This is a genomic window from Rhabdochromatium marinum (assembly GCF_016583795.1).
GTDB lineage: Bacteria > Pseudomonadota > Gammaproteobacteria > Chromatiales > Chromatiaceae > Rhabdochromatium > Rhabdochromatium marinum.
The window spans coordinates 87800-112322 of the sequence record NZ_NRRS01000011.1 but is presented as its reverse complement, the minus strand read 5'-3'; the positions used below and the strand labels follow the sequence as shown (position 1 = coordinate 112322).

Sequence of the window (24523 nt, the reverse complement as noted above, 5' to 3'; positions counted from 1 at the left end):
GTCGCTCGCTTAGGGCTTCTGAGCCTGTTCGGCGCGGGCGCAGATCTCACGGGCGGTGCCAGCGAAGATGACCTTGTGAGCCGGCTCAAAGCCGTACCAGTACAGCAGGCCCCAGACACCGGCGGGATGCCAATAGGCGGTGAGGCTCAGCCGGGTGCCGCCATTGGCAAGCGGTTCAAGGTCGAATTCCAACAGGCCGGCGCCGGGGGCTTTCATACCAAAGGCCAGGCTGAGTCGGCGCTCCGGTTCCATGCCGAGCACCTTCCAGGAATCGATACGATCACCAACGCGCAACTCGGTGGGGTGGCGGCGGCCACCGCGATGGCCGGGGCCGCCGGCGAGCCAGTCGAGCCGTTCGCGCAGTTGCCACAGGGGATTGAGGTAGTAATAGCCGGTTGCACCGCCAATAGCGGTGACAATCTCCCAGACGGCGGCGGGTGGGGCACTGGTTTCGGCACTGCCGCCAGCGCGTTTGGCATAGTAGGCATAGTCGATGCGATGGTTGCGCACGGCAAAGGCTCCTTCAACCCAACGGGTGGTGATACGGTGTTCGCGCTCGGCGGCAAAGGCAGTGGTGACCGCTTCGCGAAATCCGAGCAGGCGCTGCGGGATCAGACGGCGCAATGCGGCGTCATCGGCGGTAAAGTCGTGCTTCAGCCCTTCGATCAGGGCGCGCGCGATATTGGTCGGCACCGAGGTGATCAGTCGCAGCCAGTAAGAGGATAACTTAGGCGAGAGCACTGGCACCGGGATGATCAGCGGCGGGCGGCGCCCACCGGCCTCTGCCAAGATCCCCATCATCTGCTGATAGGTCAGGGTTTCGGCGCCGGCGGCGTCGAAGATCTGGCCGCCGGTGTCGGGCTGGCGCGCCAGTTCGACCAGATAGGTCAGCAGGTTATCCAGTGCAATCGGTGGTGACTTGGCCCGCACCCAGCGCGGGGTGATCATCACCGGCAGGTGATAGACCAGATCGCGCATCACCTCGAAGGCGGCTGAGCCGGGGCCAACGATAATGCCGGCGCGTAGTTCGGTCACTGGCACCGAGCCGCGTCGCAAGGCATCGCCGGTGTCGCGTCGCGAGACAATGTGCTCGCTGCTGGCGTCTTCTGGCACCAGACCACCCAGGTAAATGATTCGCTCCACGCCGGCTTTGGCGGCTGCGGCGGCAAAGTGTCCGGCCGCTTCCAGATCCAGCTGCCCGAAGGCTTTGCCGGCGCCCATGGAGTGCACCAGATAATAGGCCACACGCACGCCTTGCAGGGCTGGAAGCAGGGTGTCAGGTTGCAGCGCATCGGCACTGGCCAGCTCGGCGGCTGACCAGCCGTGTGCTTCCAGGCTGGCCTGGTTGCGCGAGGTGGCGCGTACGCGGATACCTTCGGCGAGCAGTTTTGGCACCAGATGGCTGCCAATATAGCCGCTGGCGCCAAACACCAGACACAGGCCGGGATCCATTGGAGAGGTTCCGTCCGGTGCAGTTGCTTGGGCGGGTGACTGTGAAGGATGGGGCGCGGTCATGGTTTTGTCTCCGGCGAGAGGGCACGCCCCTTACCTTGCCATGAGTTGCGGCGCCTGGATAGTCCCGGCCTGAGCTGTGTTAGGGTTTATCCTGGCGCATGGCCATTGTTGACCAACAGGAGACACCTGATGACAGAGGAACAACCGATGGAATCCATTCCGCGCTATCGGGGGCGAGTGGTCGATGTGTTTCAGGAACGCGTGCGCTTGCCCAATCAGGCGCTGGTGGAACTGGATGTGGTCAAGCATCCAGGTGGGGCGGCCGTGGTAGCCTTTGATGCGCAGGGCCGTGTCTGCCTGTTGCGGCAATATCGCCATGCCGCCGGGGGTTGGCTGTGGGAATTGCCCGCCGGCAAGCTCGATCCTGGGGAAACACCACAGAGCACCGCCGAGCGCGAGCTGATTGAGGAGGCTGGAGTGGCGGCTGCACACTGGACCCCGCTCGGATTTTTGCACAGCTCACCCGGGGTGCTGACGGAAGTCATTCATCTGTTTTTGGGACGCCAGCTCAGCGACCGCGCGCAGGCGCACGAGCATGGTGAGCTGATCGAAGTGCATTGGATGGCGTTGGAAACGGCATTGGCGCGCTGTTATTCCGGGGAGATCAGCGATGCCAAGACGCTGATTGGTCTGTTGCGCGCCGCGCATATCCTCGCCGCTACCGGTGCAGCCAAATGAGCATGAGTCGTCGAGTGTTGTTTGGAGGCTGGTCCGGAGCCGTAACCACAACCGCCGGTTTGCTGGGATGCTGTCTGTGGCTCTTGCTGGTTGCCGGACCCGCCGGTGCAGAGGATGCGCGTGACTTTGTTTATCTGCCGGTCTATTCCCAGCCGGCAGAGGATTTGGTCGATGTGGTGCGGCCGATGGTGGGAGGGGGCAGCGTTGTGGCCCATCGTGATCAACTTATTGTGCATGGCACGCCGGAGGAGATTGCGACTGTGAGCGAGGCGCTGGAGCGTCTCGATCGCCCGCCCCGGCGTCTGATGATCGAGGTGCGCCTGGCGGATCGCTCCATTGGCCATGGCTCCGGCCGGCATTTTGGCACGTCAAGTCGCGAGTATCGTACCCGACGGGATGATGATTTGGTGCAGCGGGTGCAAACGCTTGACGGGCATCCGGCGCTGATTCGCACGGGGCAATGGCGTCCGGTGGCGAATCTTGCCGGCCCGTGGCCAGGGCGCGGCGCGGTGGTTGAGCACGGTTATCAGTCAAGTGAGACTGGTTTCTATGCGGTACCGCGTATCCATGGCGAGGAAGTCACTGTGGAGCTGTATCAGCAAAATGAGCGCCCTCTGCCCAATGGCAACATGCGTGGTGCCTCGGCACAGACTGTCGTGCGCGGCTGGATTGGCACCTGGCTGGAGGTGGGCGGTGAGCAGCGGTTGGAGGAAGCGGGAGTGAGGCACTGGTCAACCGAGGATGCCAGCGAGCGGCGTTTGCAGTTGCGGGTGCGTGCGCTGGACTGATCCAGAAACTGGCGTGTGAATTGTATGCAAGCCCGGATGATCGTTGGAACAGGACCAGTTGCAGCGCCAGGAAGAAGACTCATAAAAACAGGAAGTGGAAATTTTCAAGGTATTAACCGATTAAGCTGACTTCCTTGTCGAACTTTGAAAATCCTTTGAAAATCTATGCCCGTTTATTGGCGGCGGCGTCTTTTTTCCTTTGCGATTGCCTTTCGATTTTGATTTATTCCCGCTCTGGGAAGCAATGACACCAAGCACCGACCCTATGTATCAAGCAACTTGGCGCAAGCAGGCAAGATTTTGTAGGGAAAATGCCTACAAATGCGCGCTTTAAGTGCTTTTGATGACTTTTTGAATATGGAAACCCTGTGACCCCAAGGGTTCTAGAGTCGGTGATGCACCGTTGCGTAGCCGAAAGCCGATCTTATCGTGTGCTTCTGTTGACGCTCAAGGGGAATTGGCGCTGAAAAACGCGGCTGTCTTTGATGGTCGATGGGTTCAGTGCTGGCGTGCAACTGCTTCCATGGCTGTTTCGTAACGCGCTCTTAACGTGTCGCGCAGTTTGGCCTGTTTGGCGCCTTCACAGCCACCGATGTTGCGCAGTTGATCGAGAAAGTCCGCCTCCATGCGCGACTGAGCGTCGCGATAATAGCCTTCGGGAAAATAATCATCCTGTACATCAAGGACGGTTATGCGATAGCGGCTGACCAGTTCTTTGTTGAGATTTTCGCTGCGCCGGCCTGAGACATCGCTGCGGCAGCGGTTGTTGAACAGATCGAGTTCAAAGGCGGCTTCGACGGCGTTGACCAGCATGGCCTGGGTGGCGGTGTCGAATGGCTCGGCGAGTGTGGCAGGGGCCTGCAACACCGCGCAAAGCAGGACTGTTGCTGGTAGTTGCAGCCGACGGGGCAGCCGGGGAAATGATCGCGGAGTCTGCGGCATTGCGAATCGCGCTCCTGGGTGATCGCTGGAGGTGGATGGAAGATGAATGGCGCAGCCGGAGCTGCATGAAGACTATACCGAAGTTGGCGCCCGGCTCGCACGAGAACCTGTTGTCGGGAGCGGTTTGCGTTGTGCAGATGGGGGCGAGCCTGGGGATATCCACTGTTGCTGTGGATAAGTCTGTGAGCAAAATGGGTGCAGAAGGTCTAACCCTTTGTTCAGGCTCGCTGACTGGTGTTTTGGTCAGAAGTGTTACAAGTGCTTAAGTTGTTGTTTTTTATATGGCTGATGATCTGAAGGGATTGTACGGGCTGCACGTTCGGATCCGTTTGGCTCGACAGGGCGGGTCGTTGATAACTTGGTGTTTGCGGCTGTCGGCGCGGACTGGGTGATTGCCAGTATCTCACTCATTTGGTGCATTGCTGGGTGCATCTTTGGGTGCATCTCCGGGCGCAGAGACCATGCGTTCAGGTTTCGCCCTCGCAGCCAAGCTGTCATGATGTCTCGCAGCCGCAAGGGCTCAATCCGCACCTGTTTCTCCTTCTCCGCGCCAGCCTGGGAGTCTCGCCATGGGTCAGCTATTCCGCATTACGGGTTTTCTTGCTTATGTATTGATGATCTTTCTGAATGCCTTTGTTGATCTCGGGCATAAGATCATCATTCAGAACACCCTGTTTAAGACCTATGATGGCGATGTGCAGATTCTGCTGACAGCCATTGTCAATGGGCTGATTTTGCTGCCCTTTGTGCTGCTGTTTACGCCCTCAGGGTTTCTCGCTGATCGCTTTTCCAAGCGGCGGGTCATGCGGGTAAGTGCGTGGGTCGCGGTCGGCTGCACCCTGGCAATCACGGCGTTTTACGCGCTGGGCTGGTTTACCGCCGCCTTTGCGATGACCTTTCTGCTGGCGATGCAGAGTGCGTTCTACTCGCCGGCCAAATATGGCTATATCAAGGAACTGGTCGGCAAGGAAGCATTGGCGGCGGCCAATGGCTGGGTGCAGGCCACCACCACTACGGCTATTTTGGCTGGCATTTTTGTCTTTTCGATGCTGTTTGAGGGGCGCCTGGCTGGGCAAACCTATGCCAATCCGGATGCGCTGATGCGGCTGATCGCGCCGCTGGGCTGGGTGCTGGTGGGCTGTGCGCTGGCGGAATTGTTCATGGCCTATCGGCTGCCGCAGACGAGCAGCGGAAGCGCGCTGCGTTTCGACTGGGGGGCCTATGTCAGCGGGCGCTATCTGCGCCAGAATTTGGCGGCCGCCTGGAATAATCAGGTCATCTGGCTGTCCATTGTCGGCTTGGCGGTGTTCTGGTCGATTTCCCAGGTGGTGCTGGCGGTCTTTCCCGCCTTTGCCAAGGAGACATTGGCTGAGACCAACACGGTCGTCATCCAGGGACTGCTGGCCTGCTCGGGGCTGGGCATTATTCTGGGCTCCTATCTGGCCGGTCGAGTGTCGCGCCAGCATATCGAGACGGCGCTGATTCCGGTCGGCGCCATTGGCATTGCGTTGTCGCTCTTTGTGCTGCCGGGGCTGACTGCTGCCTGGGCGTTTGCGCTGAACTTTTTCGCGCTGGGCTTTCTCGGCGGCCTGTTTCTGGTGCCGCTGAATGCGCTGATCCAGTTCAATGCCGGCGAGTCGGGACTGGGACGGGTGCTGGCGGCGAATAATTTCATCCAGAACCTGCTGATGCTGGGCTTTCTCGGCCTTACGGTCGTGGCGGCCTATCTTCAGCTCGGCAGTCTGACGCTGCTGGTGTTTTTGGCCTTGGTGGCCACGGTCGGGGCCATCTACACCCTGTATCAGCTGCCCCAATCCCTGGTGCGCTTTGTGATTGCGCGGGTTATGGCGACCCGCTACCGGCTGAACGTGATGGGCCTGACCCATCTGCCGGCTCAGGGCGGGGTGCTACTGTTGGGCAATCATGTCAGCTGGATCGACTGGGCCATGGTGCAGATGGCCAGTCCGCGACCGGTGCGCTTTGTGATGGAGCGCGACATCTATGAACGCTGGTATTTGCGTTGGTTTTTGGATTTCTTTGGAGTGGTGCCCATTTCGCGCGCGGGCAGTCGCCAGGCGATTGCTGCCGTGACCGAGCGTCTGGATGCGGGCGAGGTGGTGTGTCTGTTTCCCGAGGGAACCCTGAGCAAGACCGGCCAGCTCAATGAGTTTAAGCGCGGCTTCGAGCGCGCGGCCCAGGCGGCCGGGCCGGGCGTCATTGTGCCCTTTTATCAGCGCGGCCTGTGGGGCAGCCGCTTTTCCTATGCCAGCGCCAAACTCAAGACCGATCGCCGTGAAGGGCGGCTACGCGAGATCGTGGTCGCCTTTGGCACCCCGCTGCCGCTGACCGCCACAGCCGAGCAGGTCAAGCAGGCGGTGTTCGAGCTGTCGGTCACTTCCTGGCGCCGTTATGTTGCTACCCTGCCGCCACTCCCGGTGGCTTGGCTGCATGCAGCCCGCCGCGATCCGGGGGCAACAGCGGTGATGGACTCCAGTGGCACGCGCCTGTCGAATCGGCGTTTGATCACAGCGGTGCTGCTGTTTGCTGGGCGCATCAAGCGCATGGGCATGGGCATGGGCCAGACATCGGCCATTGGCATTGTACTGCCGGCGACCAGTGCCGGGGCTATCGCCAATCTGGCCGCCTTAGTGGCCGGCAAAACAGTGGTGAATCTCAATTACACGGCCAGCCAGGAGGCGCTGCGTGCCGGTGTTGAACAGGCCGGGGTGCGCGATCTGCTCACCTCGGAGCGGTTTCTGCGCAAGCTCGAACAGCGTGGTATCGACCTGCGCGCCACCTTGCCGGAGGTGCGTTTGCATGCCATGGAAGAGCTGCGTGCGGCGATCAGCAAGCCGCAAGCGCTGTGGATGCTGCTGCTGAGCAGCCTGCTGCCGGCGTCGGCGCTGCTGGCGCTGTTCGGTCGGGTTGGCCAGGCCGATGACACCGCTGCGGTTCTGTTCTCCAGCGGTAGCGAGGGACGACCCAAGGGCGTGGAGCTAACGCATCGCAACATCCTGGCCAATGTGCGCCAGATTGCCGATGTGCTGAACACCGAGCGCGAGGACATCGTGCTGTCGAATCTGCCGCTGTTTCATGCGTTCGGGCTGACGGCGACCACCTTCATGCCCTTGCTGGAAGGGATCCCCATGGTCTGTCATCCGGATCCGACCGATGCGGTCGGCGGCGCCAAGGCCATCGCGCGCTATCGCGTCACCGTGTTGTGCAGCACCTCGACCTTCCTGCGGCTCTACACCCGCAACCGACGGATTCATCCGCTGATGCTGCAATCGCTGCGGGTAGTGGTCGCCGGTGCTGAACGCCTGAGTCCGGATGTGCGCGAGGCTTTCGAGCTAAAATTCCACAAGCCGATCTATGAAGGCTATGGCGCCACCGAGACCACGCCAGTGGCCAGTGTGAATGTGCCGGATGCGCTCGACCCAATGAGCTGGAAGCTTCAGTCCGGCTCGCGACCCGGCACCGTCGGCCTGCCACTGCCCGGTACCAGTTTCCGGGTGGTGGATCCGGACAGTTTGCAGCCGCTGGCGCCGGATGAGGATGGGCTGATTCTGATCGGTGGGGTGCAGGTGATGAAAGGCTATCTGGGTGACCCGGAAAAAACCGCCGCTGCTGTGGTCGAGCTTGATGGCGTGCGCTGGTACAAAACTGGCGATAAGGGCCATCTTGATGTCGATGGCTTTTTGACCATTGTCGATCGCTACTCGCGCTTTGCGAAGCTCGGCGGCGAGATGATCAGCCTGAGCGCGGTGGAAGATCAGGTGCGGCGCGTACTCGAACGGCCCGAGCTGGAACTGGCGGCGGTGAATCTGCCCGATGCGCGCAAGGGCGAGCGCATTGTGTTGCTGGTCGCCGATGACATCGACACCGAGCACCTACGTTCCGCCCTCCTGGCGGCCGGAGTCAATCCGCTCAGCATTCCGGCGGAGATTCGCCGGGTCGCGGCCATCCCCAAGCTCGGCAGTGGCAAGACCGATTTTGGCGCGGTCAGGGCGTTGGCAGTGGCGGAGTAAAGGGCGAGGCCAAGGCTTCAGGCACGCACCACTAGAATGTGCCGTCCCTGGGGGCTGGTGGTCAGGGTGCTGGTGGTCCGTTCGGCCAGCGGCGGCTGCCCGGAGCGACGATCAAAGATCACCAGCCAGCCAGTCTCCAGAGCCAAACCGGCCAGATAGCCGTCGAGCTGATGCAATCCCTCGGTGAGTGGATCAGGCTTGGTGTCACGCCACACCTTCAGTTCTATCCCCAGCGTGAGCGTGCCATAACGTAGACACAGATCCATGCGTCCCGCGCCGATGGCATATTCGCGCTCCAGCGTCCCGCCGCCATTGACCACCCGTTGCAAAAAAGCCATCAGCACCAGATGTGGGGCGATTTCGTGATAGGGCGCACTTTTGAACAGCGGCTCGCCGTGCTGGCGCCAGAAACCCAGGAAGGCCTCGAGCAGGCGCGCGGGATCGAGTTGCCCCTCAGGCGTCAGCCAACTGGGCTGGAGCTGGGGCAGGGTGGCCTGGGGGCCGCTGGCCAGGGCGCGTGGTAGCACCTCGCGGTAGATGGGATTGGCGACGATCAAACCTCCGCCCTGGGTCTCGCGCAGGAGTCCCAGATCGAGCAAATATTGACGATCATCCTCGGGCACCTGTTCCATCAGGGTTCCGGCCAGCATGGGCTCGATTACTCGTCGCACCCGTTCCTCGCGTAGCTTGTCGGCCAGCTGGTCAAGGTGGGTGACACGCTCAATGATCATCTTTTCCTTGGCCTGGTTGATTAGCTCGGTGGTGATGGCCTGGGTGCGATCACGGCCGGCGCGCAGCTCAAAACAGGCACGATAAGCCAGCGCATTGACCAGCCAGGGTTGACCTTGTGTTAGTTCCCACACACGATTGAGTGCGTCGGGGGTAAACATCTGCCCGGTTGCGGTGGTGTGCTCCAGCAGCAGCGTGCGCGTCTCGGCTGGTGAGAAGTCCCCTAAGCGCAGCGATTTGGCCTTAATATTGAAAGCGCTGCCGCCGGTGATGGGGCTGGCCTCGCCGCTAGCATGAATCCGGTAGTCACGCAGGTCACGCACGCCACAGAGGATCATTGTGTGCGGAAAGGCCATTGGACGCTGAGGGTAGCCAGCGCGCAGCTGGCGCAGCAGCGAAATCAGAGTGTCACCGACCAGCGCATCCACTTCATCAAGCAGCACCACCAGCGGCTGCGAACTGTGCTGGCTCCAGTGCTCAAGCAGGCCTGTGAGCACCCCATTGGGTCCACGACGGCTCCAGGCGGCTTCGGTCCAGACGGCCAGTCGCTCATCGTGCAGATAGAGCTGGGCGGCAGCTTCAATGGCGCCGCAGATCGCACGCATTCCCAGTGCAACGTCCTCGCGCGCGGTCTGCGCGGTTTCCAGATTGACATAGACCGTCCGATAGCGCCCCTCCCGATTCAGATGATCCATCAGCGCCAGCAGACAGCTGGTCTTGCCGGTTTGGCGCGGGGCGTGCAGCAGGAAATATTTCTTTTGCTCGATGAGGGTGAGCACCTCATCGAGATCCCAGCGTGACAGCGGGGGCACGCTGTAGTGATCGTCAGGCCGTACTGGCCCCTCGGTGTTGAAGAAACGCATGCGTCGGTTTCCGGATGACTGGGTCGAGGAAGCATAGCATGTGCGACTGGGTGTTTCGCTCAGGCGCGCAGATGGGCAAGCCCGTTCGATTTCGGGCAGAATGCCCGTTCGCTGCAATTCAGATGCAGCGATAAGCTGGACGCGATTTGCGCATTTCCTAAGCAGCATTGAGGTCAGAAAGCATGATAAAGAACATTCATTCCAAGCCTGTTGCGGCTTTGATTCTCGGCACCGTGATGACGGTCTTTGGCACGTTGGCGCTGGCCGCTGAGGATCCCATTGTGATCAAGTTCGCCCATGTGGTGGCGGAGAATACCCCCAAGGGCAAGATGGCCGAGAAGTTCAAAGCGCTGGTGGCGGAGAAGCTGGGCGATCAGGTGGTGGTCGAGGTCTATCCGAATTCCCAGCTCTTTGGTGATGACAAGGTGCTGGAAGCTATGCTGCTTGGTGATGTGCAGATGGCTGCTCCGGCGCTGTCGAAGTTCAGCCGCTATACCGATGTGTTGGCACTCTATGATCTGCCGTTTTTGTTCGAGGATCTGGACGCGGTGGATCGCTTTCAGCAAAGCGATGAGGGCCAGACGATGCTGTTGAGCATGCAGGACAAGGGGCTGATTGGTCTGGGCTATCTGCATAACGGCATGAAGCAACTCTCGGCCAGCACGCCGCTGCGGGTGCCTGCGGATGCCGATGGGCTGAAATTCCGCATCATGGCTTCCGATGTGTTGGAAGCACAGTTCAAGGCTGTGGATGCAACGCCGGTCAAAAAACCTTTTTCGGAGGTCTTTACCCTGTTGCAGACCAAGGCCATTGATGGGCAGGAGAATACCTGGTCGAATATTTACTCCAAGAAGTTCTTTGAAGTGCAACCCTATATCACCGAGTCCAATCACGGGTTGCTGGACTACATGGTGGTGACTTCCGATGAATTCTGGAGCGGTTTGCCTGATGACGTGCGCGAGCCGGTCAAGGCGGCACTGGATGAGGCGCTGGCGTATGGCAATCAGATTGCGCGCGACAAGGCGATCGAGGATAAGCAGAAAATCGCCGAGTCGGGCCGCTGTGAGATCATTGAGCTGACGCCGGAAGAACGCGCCCAGTGGGTTGAGGTGATGAAACCGGTCTGGGACGAGTTCCAGGAAGACATCGGCGTTGAGCTGATTGAAGCGGCTTATGCGGCGAATCAGACTGACTGAGGGTTGAATCAACGGCGGGGCCATTTGGGTCACCCATGCGTGGTCCCAATGGCCGCAATAAATTGCCCAAATAAATCCGCAGAGGTGAGCCGATGCCCAGTATGATCCGCATCCTGAATCAACTCGAAGAGACGATCATTGCTCTGCTGCTGGTCAGTATGACGCTGCTGGTGTTCTTTGAGGTTATCCTGCGTTTTGTGTTTAATACTGGCCTGACTTGGGGGCAGGAGGCCACCCTGTACCTGTCAGCCTGGTTTGTACTGTTCGGGGTCTCTTACGGGCTTAAGGTCGGTGCCCATATCGGTGTCGATGCCTTTGTGCGCCTGCTGCCACCGCTGGCGCAACGTCTTTTGAGCATTGTGGCAGTGATCTTGGCGCTGATCTATTGCGGACTCTTTATTGACGGCGGCTGGGTGTATCTGAGCAAGATGCACAAAATTGGCATTGAGCTTAAAGACATTCCGCTGCCCATCTGGCTGGCAGACAGCATTTTGATTATTGGACTCGGGCTGTTGTCCTTGCGCCTGCTCATCCTGCTGTGGCGACTGGTGCGAGGGCAGGCGCGCGGCTTCGGCTTTCACGATGAGGCAGAAGAGAGTCTGCATCTGATGGCGGAACTGAATGAACCAGAGCCAGAGCCAGCGTCGAAACCGGGGCCGGATTCAACGCCGCCGGCGCGAGCTGGACTGAGCAGTCAGGGAGGAGCGCGCGCATGACGACCACTGTGCTGTTTGTGCTGTTGTTTGCCTGCCTGCTGATCGGCATGCCGATCGCGCTGGCGCTGGGCTTCTCCAGCATTGTCACCATTCTGTTGTTTTCCAGCGATTCGCTCGCTTCCATTGCGCTCAAGCTGTTTGAAACCCTGTCGGCGCATTACACGTTACTGGCGATTCCCTTCTTTATTCTGTCATCGCAGTTTCTCTCCACCGGGGGCGTGGCCAAGCGGATGATTCGCTTTGCGGTGGCGGCGGTGGGTCATATTCGCGGCGGTCTGGCGATGGCCTCGGTGCTGGCCTGCATGCTCTTCGCCGCCGTGTCCGGCTCATCGCCGGCGACCGTGGCGGCGATCGGATCTATTGTGATCGCTGGCATGGTCAAATCAGGCTATCCCAAGACCTTTGCCGCCGGAGTCATTACCAATGCCGGCACCCTGGGAATTCTGATACCACCCTCCATTGTGATGCTGGTTTATGCGGCAGCCACCGAGGTGTCGGCGGCGCGTATGTTCATGGCGGGATTTATTCCGGGGATCATGATGGGCCTGATCCTGATGATTGCCATCTACATTGTCGCGCGCATCAAGCAAATGCCTGCTCAGCCCTGGCCGGGGTTGCGCGAGGCATTGTCCGCCGGTTTCAGCGCCTCCGGTGGCTTACTGCTGATCATCATTGTGCTGGGATCCATCTATGGCGGCATCGCCAGCCCAACCGAGGCCGCAGCGGTATCGGCGGTCTATGCCTATCTGGTAGCGGTGATTGGCTATCGCGACATGGGCCCCCTGAAAGGCATTCCCTGGCGGCAGCCGGGGGAGGGCGCGGGCGCCATGCTGTGGCGCAACAGCTATCAGGTGGTGCTGGCCTTGCCACGCAGCTTGCGGCATCCGGAAGTGCGCAAGGTGGTCATGGATGGCGCCCGGGTGAGTCTGATGCTGCTGTTCATCATCGCCAATGCGATGCTGTTCGCCCATGTGCTGACCACTGAGCGCATTCCCCATGAGATTGCCGAGACCATTGTGGCCTGGGGGCTGGCGCCTTGGGTATTTCTGATTGTGGTGAATATTCTGCTGCTGATTGCCGGGAATTTCATGGAGCCATCGGCGATTTTGCTGATTATGGCGCCCATTTTGTTCCCTATTGCCACACAGCTCGGTATTGATCCGATTCATCTCGGTATCATCATGGTGGTGAACATGGAAATCGGCATGCTGACGCCACCGGTGGGATTGAATCTCTTTGTCACTGCCGGCATCACCGGTGAGTCCATTGGTTGGGTGATTCGTGCCGTGCTGCCCTGGATGCTGTTACTGCTCGGCTTTTTGATGCTGATCACCTACATCCCGCAGATTTCATTGTTCCTGCCGGAGTATCTTGATCAGTTGCAGGGGTATCGTTGAGTGGCTGTCTAAACTTGGCTCTTCCGCATCAGCGATCCGTGCCTTACGCCTTTTTCAGCACGCCTTTGCTGAGCTATGGAGGCGCATTCGCGAGGAGTCGTGGTCTAATGAGCTCGAGGCTTCCCATCCTCTGACCACCGCCGCGCTCTGGGTGGGTAAGGGCACTACGCCAGCCGATGTGTTGCCCAGTCATCATGACTACAAAAACCGCAGCGTCGAGTTGCCCGATAGCCTCCGAGCCAATACTATGGCCTTCTGTTTTGATATCCGGGCAATATGTTCGCGCCAGTACTGGCCTGCATCAATTTTCAAATCTGACTATTAGCTCAAAGTTTCGCGGATAGCGATTACCCCCCAGAGCGCGATCTGGCGATGTCTTTCCCATGTTGGCATTGGTGTGGACATCAGCACTTTATCCCCGTGCCTGCGAGTTGGCACGGATCGGCGCGGCGGTTCGCTTGGCAGTCGTCAAATGCGCGGTGGGAGTTGAAGTCGCATGGTAAGCGTGGCGATGATGGTGACCTCATTGAGGGATATAAAAACCTATGACTATTCATACCCTGGCGGCGTTTCGTCATGCCTCCCTGTTGATCCTCAGCTGGAATCAAGAAGCTCCACCCCGCGATTTTCGTCTGATCCTGAATAAAGTCCATGACATTCCAAAGCCCTATCTGGGCTTACCTTTAGATTCCGATCAGCGACGTGTAATCTACATCGCTCAGGTCGGCGAGGCGTTGCTGATGCACAAGGTTGCGATCAAATTGCTTGGCTCCAATGGCACCAAGCTGGCCAGCCTCGGTAAAGCCCGTTTGTCAGCCTGGAAAGACGTCGATTTTAGCGAGTTTACATCGGAGCAATTGCGCCGTTTGCGCAAAGGATTAGGCAAGGGATTGTCGCGGACTTTTCCCGCTCTGGATGATTCGGTTATCAATACGCTGCTCGCACCGCTTCTAGAGCCAGGTTTACCCCAGACTGAGCCTAAGTTTCAGTCCCAGCTCCAGCCTCTTGATCAAAAGCCGTCAGCTGTCATGACGGAGAAAAAAAATCCTGTTTCGACCAAACCAAGTAGCTTGAGACAAATTTCGCGCCAAATTTTGTCATCAAGCGTTCCGCATATTCAACTGAAACGTCGGGTACGTCGCAGCGGTGCTAGACCCGAGCAAGCCTTTATTCTGGATATCGAACATTGTGGCAGTTTGCCTGGACTTGGGCTGTTCTTCAGCGGCTATCTGGTCGCTGCGCCGGGTCGTTTGCGCCGTTTGGTGCTGCATCTGCCCTCCGGGCGCACAGACTTGACCAATCAGCTGATACGCAGCCCTCATCCGCCGCTTGTTCGTCAATGTCGCTGGGCTGGTCTGCCGGTGGAAGATCAACCAGGGCTGGAATGCTTCGTCCTGACGGATCAACCCCTGGCGATGTTGGAAAAAGGCTTTTTATCTGCCGAGCTGGATGATGGCATGATCGCCCTGGTCACGCTCTATCCGGTGATCGATTTGACCGCCAGCCACGACATGCTCGACCAAAGCCAGGCGTTTCGGCTATTGGAGGGCTTCGGACCACAGCTGAACCGAAAAGCCCAGCGACAGGGGTTACAACCGTTGTTGAATGCCCTGAGCGGCTGGTTGCGCAATCCACGGAACAGTCTGACCATCAATCCTAGCTCGCGCACCCGGGAACAGGTGATTCTGCACTGTGACGCCCTGTTGGCACTGTCCAATCATGGGCTGCATCTGCGTGGCTGGCTTGCCGACAGCCAGTGCCAGATTGACGCTATTCACTTGTTTACCGCCTTTGGCGCTTTTGTCGATTTGACCAGACAGATTCCCAACATGGCCCGGTCCGATGTGTGTCGCTATCTGCGCCAGCAGGGACTCAGCCCGGCGAATGAGTTGATTGGCTTTAATCTGCGGGTGGCATTGCCCCTGCCGCTGGAGGGCGACACGCCGCTATACCTGCGCGTGCGCATGCGCGATGGTCGTGTCCGACGTCAAGTGCTGTCGGTTCAACCGGTCAATGCCGAACAGCCGCTGCCGGCGATTCGCGAATTACTGGGCAGTTTCCCGACCTGGGCGCCGCAGTTGTTCGATTTTTACGACCGGACGGTTGGTCCCACCATTGCCGGGCTGTGGTCTGAGCGCAAGCGACCGAAAATCACAGCACGTATCGAAACCTTTGGTGTCCTTCCCGAGGAGCCGCTAGTGTCGCTGATCGTGCCCATCTATGGTCGGGTCGATTTACTGAGCTATCAATTGGCGCAATTTGCCGATGATGTGGATTTTCACCGCTGCGAACTGATTTATGTGCTTGATGACCCGGGGCGGCTCAATGAGTTCGTTGCCCTGTGTCGCCGAGATGCACCACTCTTTGGCGTCCCCTTCAAGACCGTGATCTCTGGTGCCAATCTTGGCTATGCCGGGGCGACCAATCTGGGCGCTCGCCAGGCACAGGGCGATTATCTGCTGTTGCTCAATTCCGATGTCTTTCCGCGTCAACCCGGCTGGCTGAGTCGCCTGGTTGAGATGTTCGCAACTCTGGAGTCGCCCGGTGCGTTGGGTCCCAAGCTGTTGTTTGCCGATGGACTGATTCAGCACGCCGGCATGACCTTCTTCCAGGAACCTAGCCTGCCCGGGTTTTGGTTCAACACCCATCCGGACAAAGGGCTGCCCAATCATCAGGCGGGCGATTCAGCCCCCCAACCGGTCGATGCGGTGACCGGCGCCTGCATGCTGCTGAAGCGCTCAGTCTATGTTGAAGTGGGAGGTCTATCCGAGGACTATATTCTCGGCGATTTTGAGGATTCCGATCTGTGTCTGAAACTACGGGCAGCCGGTTATTCCATCTGGTATACGCCACGGGTTGAGCTGTATCACCTGGAGCGACTGTCCTTTCCCTATGCGGGCGACCTTGGTTGGCGAACCAACCTGTCGCGTTATAACGCTTGGGTGCAGACGCGGCGCTGGGGAGCGAGCATCCAACAATTGGCCGAGCGTACCGCCTCCCCAGCGATCAGCCAGCGGCTGAGCAGGGTCTGATTGGCGCCCGTGTTTATCTTGGGCTTGGCGTCGCAAGTCTCCGATATGCACCACTTATCCGCCGAGGAACTCGCGCGCGCGGTCGGTCACAACACCGGCAATCTGGCCTTCCACTACGCTATTGACCAACAGTTGGGCGGTAGTTTGACCTGTCTCAACTGGGGAACCGATCCCGAACTCATCAATACCCAGCCAGGTTGCGCCGTGTTGCCATGCGCCAATCAGCTCGGCGGTCATGTGGATCTCGGTGCACTGGCACAAAGCTTCGAGCGCATTGACCGCCCAATGGTCGCCATCGGGTTGGGCGCCCAGTCTTCCAATACGGCGGTGATGCCTGACCTCCCGGAGGGTTCGCTACGCTGGGTGCGCGCAATTATCGCTCAGGCCCCCTCAAAGGCGCCCAACATTAGTGTGCGCGGAGCCTTTACGCAACGGGTTTTGGATCATTATGGTCTGGGCGCGCAGACCCAGGTACTGGGCTGTCCCAGTCTGTTCATCAATCCGGATCCCGCGTTGGGACAACGTATTGGTCGCCGTTTCGGGCCGATACGCCGTTTGGCCGTGGCGGCGGGCAATCCCTGGGAACCGTGGAACCGACTGGAAAGATCGCTCGCGGCGCTGGTGACCCAACAGCGTGGTGCCTACATTGTTCAGCATCCGCTCGAATTGTTGAAACTTGCTTGGGACGAGACCCAATCCCTGTCCGATGCGTCCCTGTCCAGCATTCGAGCGGCCATTGATCCGGCCATGAGTCGGGATGATCTGGCTACATGGAGTCGGCTTCATGCACGCGTGTTTGGCAGCATTCCCGAGTGGATGGATGCGCTGGGTGAATTTGACTTTGTCGTTGGCACGCGCGTGCATGGCATTGTGCTGGCCTTGCAGGCCGGCGTGCCGGCGCTCTGTATCGCCCATGATTCAAGAACGCTCGAACTCTGCGAAACCATGTGTGTTCCGCATGTGACCATTGCCGAGGTGATCGACGGTGTCACGCTGGAAGATTTGCCGCGCCTGTTTCGCTTCGACCCGCTTGCCTTTGATCAGAGACGCCAAAATCTGGCACAGAACTACTGGGATTTTCTGTGGCGCAATGGCATCGAAACGCAGCCGTTTCTTCAACCGGATCCGGCTGGCTGAGCCTAAGGAGCGAGAGAGCTTGCATTCGGTCAAAAACCCCGTATGATGATCATACGCATGTTCCATCAACGGGGGGAGACCCATGCATTTTCGTATCCGCGGCAATCATGTACAGCTCATCAAGCCGGTGTATGACGATGAGGCCGGGCGTACCAAATCGACACTGGTCGGCGCTGCCAATCTGTCAACAGGCCAGTTGAACGAGAAAGCTACCGCAAACCTCAGTGACGAGGAAAAAGCCGAAGTGACCGCCTGGCTGGAGCAGCGCCGGGCACTTGATTACAAGAAAGCCGAGCTGACCGCGCTCATGCTCGCTGACACCCTGAACACTGCCGCCGCGCACCTGCCGGAGATGGAACCGGAACTGGCCAAGACCATCGTTGCGGATGTGTTGGCGGCGAGTCAGAATTTCCGCCGCATGGCGCGTAAGCAGCAATTGCTGCCCGCCAAGCCTGAGGAGTGATTGAAATTGGCCTGCGTCAATCCTCGCGCAGCGCACGCCGCCAGTGGTCGGTCAGCGGTGAGGTCAGATAATCGAGTAAGGTGCGTGTCTGAGTTTTGATAAACGCGGTGACCGGCATCCCAGGCGTCAGTGCGATGTCGGCCAGTCGCGTCAGTTGCTCCTGATCCAGGCTGATGTGGCTCATAAAATATAGGACGCCCGGTCGGCCTGCCTCTTCCACCGCATCGCCAGCCACATAGATCACTTGACCATCCACCAACGGCGTAGTGCGCCGATTGAATGCATTGAGCTGCACATCGGCCGGCTGCCCAACATAGACGTTGTCGATATCCTGATTTGACACCTTGACTTCCACAATCAGCTCGTTGTCCTGCGGGACGATATCCAGCAAGGGTTCGCCCGGGCGAATCACCCCGCCAATGGTGGTGACTTTCAACTCCATCACCTGACCGGTGATCGGCGCGGTCAGCAGCGTGCGTTCCTGCGCGATGCGTGCGGGTCGCAAGCGCTCTTCAATTTCCACCAGTTGTTCGCGCGTTTGTTTGCGCGCCTCCTCGGCTTCCTCCATGTAGGCATTGCGCAGCGCGATGATGCGCAGCTTCTGATCGACGATTTGCTTGCGCAACTCGGCTAGCCTGGCCGTTTGGGCATGCAGGCGCTCTTTCTTTTCCGCCAGGGCCTCGCGCTTTTCCAACAGCATGGCGCGCTCGACAAAGCCCTTTTCCGCCATTGTTTCTGTGGTATCCACCAACTCGCTGGTATATTCGAGTCCTTCTTCAATGGCGCGAATTTCCGCGCTCGCGCTGGTGACTGCGGCCTGAGCCTGAATGATGCCGTCGCGCAAGAGATCGATCTGATCGTTGAGATTGTTGCGCCGGGCTTCAAACAGCGACAGCTCACTGGCATAGAGCGCCTTGATTTTGGGATCCGGTGATGATTGCAGGGGTTCGGGAAGCTTGAACGCCTTGCTCAGACTTTGCTCGGCGAGTAGACGCTGCTCCTGAATGGTCAATGCATTTTGCTGATCGGTCAGGATATTCAATGCCGCACTGGTGGTCGTGTCTTCGAGCAAAATCAAGGGATCGCCTTCTTGAACCAGGCTGCCATCCGCGACATAAATCGCCTGTACGATCCCGCCGTCGAGATGCTGGATGGTCTTGCGATGCGTCCAGATTTTGACGATGCCGGGTGCCACCACCGCACTGCCCAGGGGGGCCAACGCCGACCAGGTGAAGAAACCGCCGACAAAAACAATGCAGACCAGCAGCCCACGTCGCGCGACACGGTGGAAATCCCGGTTATGATGATGTTCGTTATTGGAATCGGTCATGCGGATGAGCGCTCATCGCTTGTGGTATCGGGTGCATCTTCCTGATGTGGCAGCTTGGGGCGCTTGCTTGAGGCGGCACTGGGTATTGGCAGCGCCGGGTCTTTGGCGAGGATGTCAAGAATCTTGGCTCGCAGTCCATAATGCACCTGGCGCCCTTGGTTGAGCACCAGCAGCTTATCAACTCCCCTGAGCACAGACAGCTTATGGCTGATAATGACGGTGGTGGTACCCAGCGCTTTGAGTTCCCGAAGCGTTCCCAGGAGCCGTAACTCGGCCTGCCCATCCAGGCTGGCATTGGGCTCGTCGAGGACCACGAATACCGGATCGCGATAGAGCGCTCGCGCTAGTGCCAGCAGCTGCCGCTGGCCACCGGAGAGGGTGCCGCCTCCGGCACCGATCTCAGTATCATAGCCATCGGGCAAGCGCAGAATGGCATCGTGGATTCCAGCCAGCTGCGCGGCGCGAATAATGTCCTCTTCGCGCTCGGCAACCTCATCCAGACGGGCGATGTTTTCGGCGATGGTTCCGGAAAACAAATCGACCTGTTGCGGCAGATACCCAAGGCTGGTGCCTAAACCGGCCTGCATCCAGGGATGAATATCCGCCCCATCCAGCGTCACTCGACCGCTGGTGGGCGGATACAGACCCACCAAGAGCCGGGCCAGGGAAGTCTTACCGGCCGCGTTCAGCCCCACCACGCCGAGGCTCTCCCCTGCGTTCAACTGAAAGGCCAGGTTCGACAAAATCAGGCGCCCTCCAATGACCAAATGCGCCTGCTCAACCGCCAGAATCCCTTGCGGACGAGGCAAATTCAGCCGACTGTTGCGACTCTCCTGCTGACGATCATGTGCGTCCGTCATCGCCCGCAGCCGGCTATAGGCCTGCCGTGCTTTCACAAAGCCTTTCCAGGCGCCAATCACTCCGCTGATTGGAGCCAGCGCCTGGCCCATCAGGATGCCGGTGGCGATCATAATGCCCGCTGACATATCCGGGGTGTTAATAATCAGCCAGGCAGCGGTGGTCAGCCCGATCATGCGAATCAATCCCCGGGTGATGTGGGCGAGGCCATTGATCCGGCTGGTTGCATCCGTCGAGCTTTCCTGGATGCGCAGAGCGCGTTCGTGGTATCGCAGCCACCGACGTGCGACCTGATCACGCATACCCAAGCCCATGACCGATTCCTGATGCGCCAGCGCTTCGCGCTGAAAACGCTGGGTTTTTGTCATGGCCTCATGCACCCTGGTCAGCGCACGCTGCTCGATGATCTCCTCGGTGATTGCCAAACCAATCATCACCACCGCACCGAAAACGGTCACCATCGCCAGCAAGGGGTGGAAAAGATAGAGGATCAATAAAAAGACCGGGAACCACGGCAAGTCGAAAAAAACTTTGACGGGTTGACTCAAAAAGGCCGCCAGTGTTTTTACATCGTCCAGATTGTCATCGTTATTTTGCCCTTGATGCGACCATTGCCATAGCGCCTCCAGCGCGGGAATGCGTAACTGACGCCAGGCGAAACTCCCCAAACGGTTCAACAACTGCGCGCGAATCCCATCCAGCCAGCCGGCGATCAGCAGGGCAAACAAAGTGATCAACACCAGCATCAGCAGGGTTTCATTGCTGCGGCTGTGCAACACCCGGTTAAACAGTTGCAGCATAAACAAAGCGGGCGACAGCATCAGCAGATTGATCACAAAACTGAAGAAACCGACGATCACCACCGACAACCGGAACCGACGCAATAATTCATCCATGGCTTGTCATCGAAAAATCAGAGTATTCAGGGCGCGCGATTCGACGACTTTGAACCAGATCCTGCATGATGCGCTCATAGCGTGCCACGCTGGTGCGCGCTTGATAGTGTTCGATGACATGCTGGCGCGCGGCCCGGCCCAGCGGAATAAAACGCTCGGGATGATCAAGCACGGTTCCAATCCGATCCGCGATCTTCCGGGGAGAGAAAAAATCAACCAACAAGCCATTGTAGCCATCGACAATCAGATCGCGCACCGGGGCGGTGTTGGATGCAATCACAATAGCCTCTGCCGCCATTGCGTCCAATAATGACCACGACAGCACGAACGGAACGGTGAGATAAACATGCACCGCCGATACCTGAAGCAGCTGTACGTAGCGCGCAAAAGGCAAAGTCCCCAAAAAAAGTACGCGATTCTGATCGATCTCAACATCACGCAATAACCGCTCACGATAAGTCTGACCACGTGGCAGACGCGGACTGTAGCTGACGCCATCACCACCAGCGATCAAGATCAGACAATCCGGTCGTCGCCGGCACAGCTCCGCTGCCGCACGCAGAAATTGATGAAAACCACGATAAGGCTCCAAGTTGCGTGTTGAATAGGTCACGATTTCTTGGTCTTTATGCAGAATTCGTCCATCAGGCAGTTCAAAGCTCGCCGAAGGGCAGGGCACAATGCGATCTGTATCAACTCCCTCATGCAAAACCTCAATCTTTCCTTGATATTCGGGTGGAAACAACGACCGCTGCCAAGGGGTCGGACTGATCCCATAATCCATCGCTGACAGACTCAAGAGCAGGGACGCATTTTGGCTCCGTACTCGCCATTCATCTTCCGGTCCATTGCGTGTTGAAAATTCCCGATCAAACCCAAAATCTGCGCCTTGGGCTTGGTAGTAATATTCACAGTAGCCCAACAAGGGGCAGTCAGGAAAGACATCTTTGACATAGAGCGCTTCGCCCCAGCCAAGATGGGCCACCGCGATATCTGGTATCAATCCGCGCTGCTTCAGCGCTTGCAATCGGCGCGCAACTTCGCGCCCGTTATGAACTTCCGCCGCATATCGAGCGATGGCGGGATCGGAAGATTGATGAGCCGTTGGGCAGTGGCTTTGATATAATAAGCAGAGGTTGTGCCCCTTCCCTCCGCCTGTTGGAGGCGGCAAAATCATCGGATCAGTGACGTTCAGGTGTCTTTGTGACTCTTGGCTTCGCGAAGCTCCTTGGTTACTGTGGTTTTGACTGGTAATGGCGATGAGCTGATATTTGCTGTTCCCAGATACTTTTCGTGCCAAATAAACAAATTGCCCAGGAAATCGGTGATGAATAAGCGCAATGTTCATATTAAGTCTGTTTTCATAGGCGAAGCATTCATTGGCTATTCATTGGCGAAAGCCAACAGCTGTCATAAAAACCACTAATAGACACACTTTGAAATGGCATCCTGCTTGATGCCCGGAGTTCATCCATGTCAACAGTCAATCCAAACCAGGGCATCGGCGGCAGCGACAACACGGTTGGCGATATCATCGCACCCATTCCTGAGAATCCCGACAATCCAGATGATCCGGAACTGGACAGCGCGTCTGAAGATCAATTCCTTGACTTCCAGCAGTTTCTTTACCTGCAAAATGACGAAGGTGTGGATGGTTCCACCATGCAGGCCACCGGTCAGCCGGGCGAGTATGTCATGACAACGGATGACGGCCAACAGTTCACGGTCATCAACACCGATGAAATCCCGGTGGATCCAGAGAATCCGCCGGATCCAGAGATCCCACTGGTAATAGATGAAGGGACTCCGAATTGGATCCTCGGCGGCACTCAGGACGTCAATGTTGAAGGGTCGGATGAAGACAATATGATTTTCGGTAACCTTGGCAATAACGCCATTAATGGCGGTCAGGGTCAAGACGAGCTCGGCGGTGGCGCCGGCGATGACGCCCTGGATGGCGGCGAGGGCGACGATGCCCTGATTGGCGGCGCCGGCAACGACCAGCTCACCGGCGGTCAAGGGGCCGATACCTTTCTTTACCCGCAAGAACTACCACCCGAAGAGACTGAAGAAGATCCGGACGCTCCCGATCCGACCCCTTATGATTATGGTCAGGACACCATCACGGATTTCGGCGCCGATGGCGACGACGATACCCTGATTCTGGGGGACTTCAATAACGACGGTGTCTTTGACAGTCAGGATTACACCATTGAAAATCACCAGACAGAAGACGGCAGCCAGGGTGCGCTGATTACCTTCATTGGCCCGGATGGCAGCCAGGGTAGCGTGTTTCTGACAGGCGTCGATGCCAACCAGCTCAACGTCACGAACGAGGAAACCCAAGGCCTGGTTGGGTTGCAGCAGAATCAAAACGGCGTTGCAGATCAGCAATCCGAGCCGCCTGATCAGGGCGACGATGCGGATGATGATTTGTTTTTCACCGTCGTTTAGCCTCGGCAGCAACCTTCCATGCGTTTGCTGTTTGTTGCGCACGGACATCCGGCCTTCCATCCCGGCGGTGGCGAGCTGGTCGCCTACTCGCTGTACCAGGCCCTCCGCCAGGCTGGGCAGGATGTTTTCTACATCGGTGTCGTCTATCCGGAGCTGTTGCCGGACACCGCCACTTGGGACACTCTCGCGTTAGATCCGCAGGATCCCAATGATCTGGCACTGCGCGGCGGTGCCTTCGATTTTTTCACCGGGCGCGGCGACCCTCGCGTCCTCGAAACGCTCGGCCGGTTGTTCGAGCGCATCGACCCAGACCTGATCCACTTCCATCATTTTGTCATGGTCGGAATCGAGGCCTTCCGGATGGCGCGCAATCGGTGCCCCTCCTGCAAAACGGTGCTGACGCTCCACGAGTATTGGGCTATCTGCCCACTCAATGGGCAAATGGTACGCGCCGATGGCAATCTCTGTGATCAGGCGTCTCTGCATCAATGCGCGCGTTGCCGGCCTGATCGGTCGTTCGACCAGTTTTTTCTTCGTGAGCAGTGGTTTAAGCGTTTTTTTGCGTCTCTTGACCGTCTGGTCTGTCCCAGCCAATTCCTGCGCGAACGCTTTCGCGCCTGGGGATTGCCGCCAGAGAAGCTGACGCATATCGCCAACGGCATCGCCATTCAGGAGGCGAATCGGCCGTTCTTTGCCGATCAGGCAATGACGCATGCTCAGCATCGGCGGTTTGGTTTTTTCGGTCAACTGACACCTTTCAAAGGTGTCGAGCTGCTGTTGCAGGCGGGTCAAGCCTTAAATGAACAGGGGGTTGAATTCGAGCTTGGCATCCATGGCACCCTTAACCTGCAAGCTGCCGAGCGTCAGACACAACTGCAAGCCGCGTTCACCACGGCCAAGGCTTACGCGCATTGGTTTGGAGCTTATCCCCCAAGTGAAACCCAGACACTGATGGCCAGCTACGACTGGATCATCATTCCATCGACCTGGTGGGAAAACGCCCCCCTAGTGGTTGAAGAAGCCCTGGCCGCCCGCAAGCCCATCTTGTGCAGCGATATCGGCGGCCTGCGGGAAAAAGTGGTGGATGGCCGCGATGGACTGCATTTTCGTACCAATGATTCCTTCAGTCTCGCGCAAGTCATGGCGCGCGCCGCCACGGATGCGGAATTATGGGAAGGTCTCCACGGCACTCTGCGCCCGCCTACCGCCTTGACTGATTGTCTCGCTGAGCATCTGGCGCTTTATCGCTCTTTGATCGAAGGCAATGTTGCTCGGTAGAGCGGACTCACGGAATTGAAGCTTGATGAGCCAAAAACAGGCAACAAGTGTCGTTCGAATATCAGAAATCAGAGAAACACAGCTCCTTAGAACAAAAGCGGTGCGCTGGCATCTTGAGTCGCCAAAAGCGAGCGACATTGTTTGCGGCGCCAGGATTTGCATCTCCGGGTGGGCGGTGCAACAACCCTGGATGCCCTTGGAAAAATGGTGGATCAGGACTAAC

The 24523-nt window shown here is 58.3% G+C and carries 17 protein-coding genes; 11 read left to right on the top strand and 6 right to left on the bottom strand.

Annotated features, from left to right (window positions below; genetic code table 11):
- Positions 1 to 9: 9 nt before the first annotated feature.
- Positions 10 to 1515: a DUF2867 domain-containing protein gene (locus tag CKO36_RS05400; RefSeq protein WP_420826315.1), complete on the bottom strand. Its 1506-nt coding sequence runs from the start codon at positions 1513 to 1515 to the stop codon at positions 10 to 12.
- A gap of 129 nt (positions 1516 to 1644) precedes the next feature.
- Between CKO36_RS05400 and CKO36_RS05395 the strand changes: the two genes are divergently transcribed.
- Positions 1645 to 2193 (top strand): NUDIX hydrolase, encoded by a 549-nt coding sequence (locus tag CKO36_RS05395; RefSeq protein ID WP_200281576.1) that lies wholly within the window; start codon positions 1645 to 1647, stop codon positions 2191 to 2193.
- On the top strand, positions 2190 to 2981 hold the full coding sequence (locus tag CKO36_RS05390; protein ID WP_200281573.1) for a secretin N-terminal domain-containing protein: 792 nt from the start codon (positions 2190 to 2192) through the stop codon (positions 2979 to 2981). Before CKO36_RS05395 ends, CKO36_RS05390 begins: the two co-directional genes overlap by 4 nt.
- A 498-nt stretch (positions 2982 to 3479) precedes the next feature.
- Here the strand turns inward: CKO36_RS05390 and CKO36_RS05385 are convergent, their stop codons facing one another.
- Positions 3480 to 3923 (bottom strand): hypothetical protein, encoded by a 444-nt coding sequence (locus tag CKO36_RS05385; protein ID WP_242469402.1) that lies wholly within the window; start codon positions 3921 to 3923, stop codon positions 3480 to 3482.
- Between the two features lie 569 nt (positions 3924 to 4492).
- On the opposite strand from CKO36_RS05385, the gene CKO36_RS05380 reads away from it, so the two are divergent.
- Complete coding sequence (locus tag CKO36_RS05380) at positions 4493 to 7951, top strand: acyl-[ACP]--phospholipid O-acyltransferase (protein ID WP_200281571.1); 3459 nt, start codon at positions 4493 to 4495, stop codon at positions 7949 to 7951.
- A 17-nt stretch (positions 7952 to 7968) separates the two neighbouring features.
- Here CKO36_RS05380 and CKO36_RS05375 read toward each other — a convergent pair whose 3' ends face one another.
- Positions 7969 to 9543, bottom strand: coding sequence for an AAA-like domain-containing protein (locus CKO36_RS05375; RefSeq protein WP_200281568.1), 1575 nt, complete (start codon positions 9541 to 9543; stop codon positions 7969 to 7971).
- 236 nt (positions 9544 to 9779) lie between these two features.
- Here CKO36_RS05375 and CKO36_RS05370 point away from each other — a divergent pair, with 236 nt between their 5' ends.
- From CKO36_RS05370 to CKO36_RS05345, 6 genes are all read left to right on the top strand, one after another.
- Complete coding sequence (locus tag CKO36_RS05370; RefSeq protein WP_242469410.1) at positions 9780 to 10739, top strand: TRAP transporter substrate-binding protein; 960 nt, start codon at positions 9780 to 9782, stop codon at positions 10737 to 10739.
- Between the two features lie 92 nt (positions 10740 to 10831).
- The gene (locus CKO36_RS05365) at positions 10832 to 11455 is read left to right on the top strand and encodes a TRAP transporter small permease (RefSeq protein WP_200281565.1); all 624 of its coding nucleotides are present in this window, start codon (positions 10832 to 10834) and stop codon (positions 11453 to 11455) included.
- Positions 11452 to 12852: a TRAP transporter large permease gene (locus CKO36_RS05360; RefSeq protein WP_200281564.1), complete on the top strand. Its 1401-nt coding sequence runs from the start codon at positions 11452 to 11454 to the stop codon at positions 12850 to 12852. Before CKO36_RS05365 ends, CKO36_RS05360 begins: the two co-directional genes overlap by 4 nt.
- Positions 12853 to 13397: 545 nt before the next feature.
- On the top strand, positions 13398 to 15884 hold the full coding sequence (locus CKO36_RS05355; protein WP_200281563.1) for a glycosyltransferase family 2 protein: 2487 nt from the start codon (positions 13398 to 13400) through the stop codon (positions 15882 to 15884).
- Positions 15885 to 15929: 45 nt separating this feature from the next.
- Positions 15930 to 17021 carry a polysaccharide pyruvyl transferase family protein gene (locus CKO36_RS05350; protein WP_200281562.1) on the top strand — a complete coding sequence of 364 codons (1092 nt, stop codon included), beginning with the start codon at positions 15930 to 15932 and terminating at the stop codon, positions 17019 to 17021.
- 82 nt (positions 17022 to 17103) lie between these two features.
- A complete protein-coding gene (locus CKO36_RS05345) occupies positions 17104 to 17484 on the top strand; it encodes a hypothetical protein (RefSeq protein WP_200281561.1) in 381 nt (126 codons plus the stop codon).
- Between the two features lie 16 nt (positions 17485 to 17500).
- Here CKO36_RS05345 and CKO36_RS05340 read toward each other — a convergent pair whose 3' ends face one another.
- Genes CKO36_RS05340 through CKO36_RS05330 form a run of 3 tightly spaced genes read right to left on the bottom strand, consistent with a single transcriptional unit; the run spans position 17501 to position 21916 of the window.
- Positions 17501 to 18814, bottom strand: a complete 1314-nt coding sequence (locus tag CKO36_RS05340) for an HlyD family type I secretion periplasmic adaptor subunit (protein WP_200281560.1) — start codon at positions 18812 to 18814, stop codon at positions 17501 to 17503.
- Complete coding sequence (locus CKO36_RS05335) at positions 18811 to 20568, bottom strand: type I secretion system permease/ATPase (protein WP_200281559.1); 1758 nt, start codon at positions 20566 to 20568, stop codon at positions 18811 to 18813. The genes CKO36_RS05340 and CKO36_RS05335 overlap by 4 nt, the downstream gene beginning before the upstream one ends.
- Positions 20561 to 21916 carry a glycosyltransferase gene (locus tag CKO36_RS05330; protein WP_200281556.1) on the bottom strand — a complete coding sequence of 452 codons (1356 nt, stop codon included), beginning with the start codon at positions 21914 to 21916 and terminating at the stop codon, positions 20561 to 20563. The genes CKO36_RS05335 and CKO36_RS05330 overlap by 8 nt, the downstream gene beginning before the upstream one ends.
- Before the next feature lie 125 nt (positions 21917 to 22041).
- On the opposite strand from CKO36_RS05330, the gene CKO36_RS05325 reads away from it, so the two are divergent.
- Both CKO36_RS05325 and CKO36_RS05320 read left to right on the top strand, forming a co-directional pair.
- Positions 22042 to 23022: a calcium-binding protein gene (locus CKO36_RS05325; RefSeq protein WP_200281553.1), complete on the top strand. Its 981-nt coding sequence runs from the start codon at positions 22042 to 22044 to the stop codon at positions 23020 to 23022.
- 18 nt (positions 23023 to 23040) lie between these two features.
- Positions 23041 to 24300, top strand: coding sequence for a glycosyltransferase family 4 protein (locus CKO36_RS05320; protein ID WP_200281550.1), 1260 nt, complete (start codon positions 23041 to 23043; stop codon positions 24298 to 24300).
- Positions 24301 to 24523 lie beyond the last annotated feature (223 nt).

What these genes read in the sequence shown, in the direction of transcription:
- CKO36_RS05400 (WP_420826315.1), bottom strand. Translation starts at nt 1,515, where the DNA reads ATGACCGCGCCCCATCCTTCACAGTCACCCGCCCAAGCAACTGCACCG.
- CKO36_RS05395 (WP_200281576.1), top strand. Translation starts at nt 1,645, where the DNA reads ATGACAGAGGAACAACCGATGGAATCCATTCCGCGCTATCGGGGGCGA.
- CKO36_RS05390 (WP_200281573.1), top strand. Translation starts at nt 2,190, where the DNA reads ATGAGCATGAGTCGTCGAGTGTTGTTTGGAGGCTGGTCCGGAGCCGTA.
- CKO36_RS05385 (WP_242469402.1), bottom strand. Translation starts at nt 3,923, where the DNA reads ATGCCGCAGACTCCGCGATCATTTCCCCGGCTGCCCCGTCGGCTGCAA.
- CKO36_RS05380 (WP_200281571.1), top strand. Translation starts at nt 4,493, where the DNA reads ATGGGTCAGCTATTCCGCATTACGGGTTTTCTTGCTTATGTATTGATG.
- CKO36_RS05375 (WP_200281568.1), bottom strand. Translation starts at nt 9,543, where the DNA reads ATGCGTTTCTTCAACACCGAGGGGCCAGTACGGCCTGACGATCACTAC.
- CKO36_RS05370 (WP_242469410.1), top strand. Translation starts at nt 9,780, where the DNA reads ATGACGGTCTTTGGCACGTTGGCGCTGGCCGCTGAGGATCCCATTGTG.
- CKO36_RS05365 (WP_200281565.1), top strand. Translation starts at nt 10,832, where the DNA reads ATGCCCAGTATGATCCGCATCCTGAATCAACTCGAAGAGACGATCATT.
- CKO36_RS05360 (WP_200281564.1), top strand. Translation starts at nt 11,452, where the DNA reads ATGACGACCACTGTGCTGTTTGTGCTGTTGTTTGCCTGCCTGCTGATC.
- CKO36_RS05355 (WP_200281563.1), top strand. Translation starts at nt 13,398, where the DNA reads ATGACTATTCATACCCTGGCGGCGTTTCGTCATGCCTCCCTGTTGATC.
- CKO36_RS05350 (WP_200281562.1), top strand. Translation starts at nt 15,930, where the DNA reads ATGCACCACTTATCCGCCGAGGAACTCGCGCGCGCGGTCGGTCACAAC.
- CKO36_RS05345 (WP_200281561.1), top strand. Translation starts at nt 17,104, where the DNA reads ATGCATTTTCGTATCCGCGGCAATCATGTACAGCTCATCAAGCCGGTG.
- CKO36_RS05340 (WP_200281560.1), bottom strand. Translation starts at nt 18,814, where the DNA reads ATGACCGATTCCAATAACGAACATCATCATAACCGGGATTTCCACCGT.
- CKO36_RS05335 (WP_200281559.1), bottom strand. Translation starts at nt 20,568, where the DNA reads ATGGATGAATTATTGCGTCGGTTCCGGTTGTCGGTGGTGATCGTCGGT.
- CKO36_RS05330 (WP_200281556.1), bottom strand. Translation starts at nt 21,916, where the DNA reads ATGAACATTGCGCTTATTCATCACCGATTTCCTGGGCAATTTGTTTAT.
- CKO36_RS05325 (WP_200281553.1), top strand. Translation starts at nt 22,042, where the DNA reads ATGTCAACAGTCAATCCAAACCAGGGCATCGGCGGCAGCGACAACACG.
- CKO36_RS05320 (WP_200281550.1), top strand. Translation starts at nt 23,041, where the DNA reads ATGCGTTTGCTGTTTGTTGCGCACGGACATCCGGCCTTCCATCCCGGC.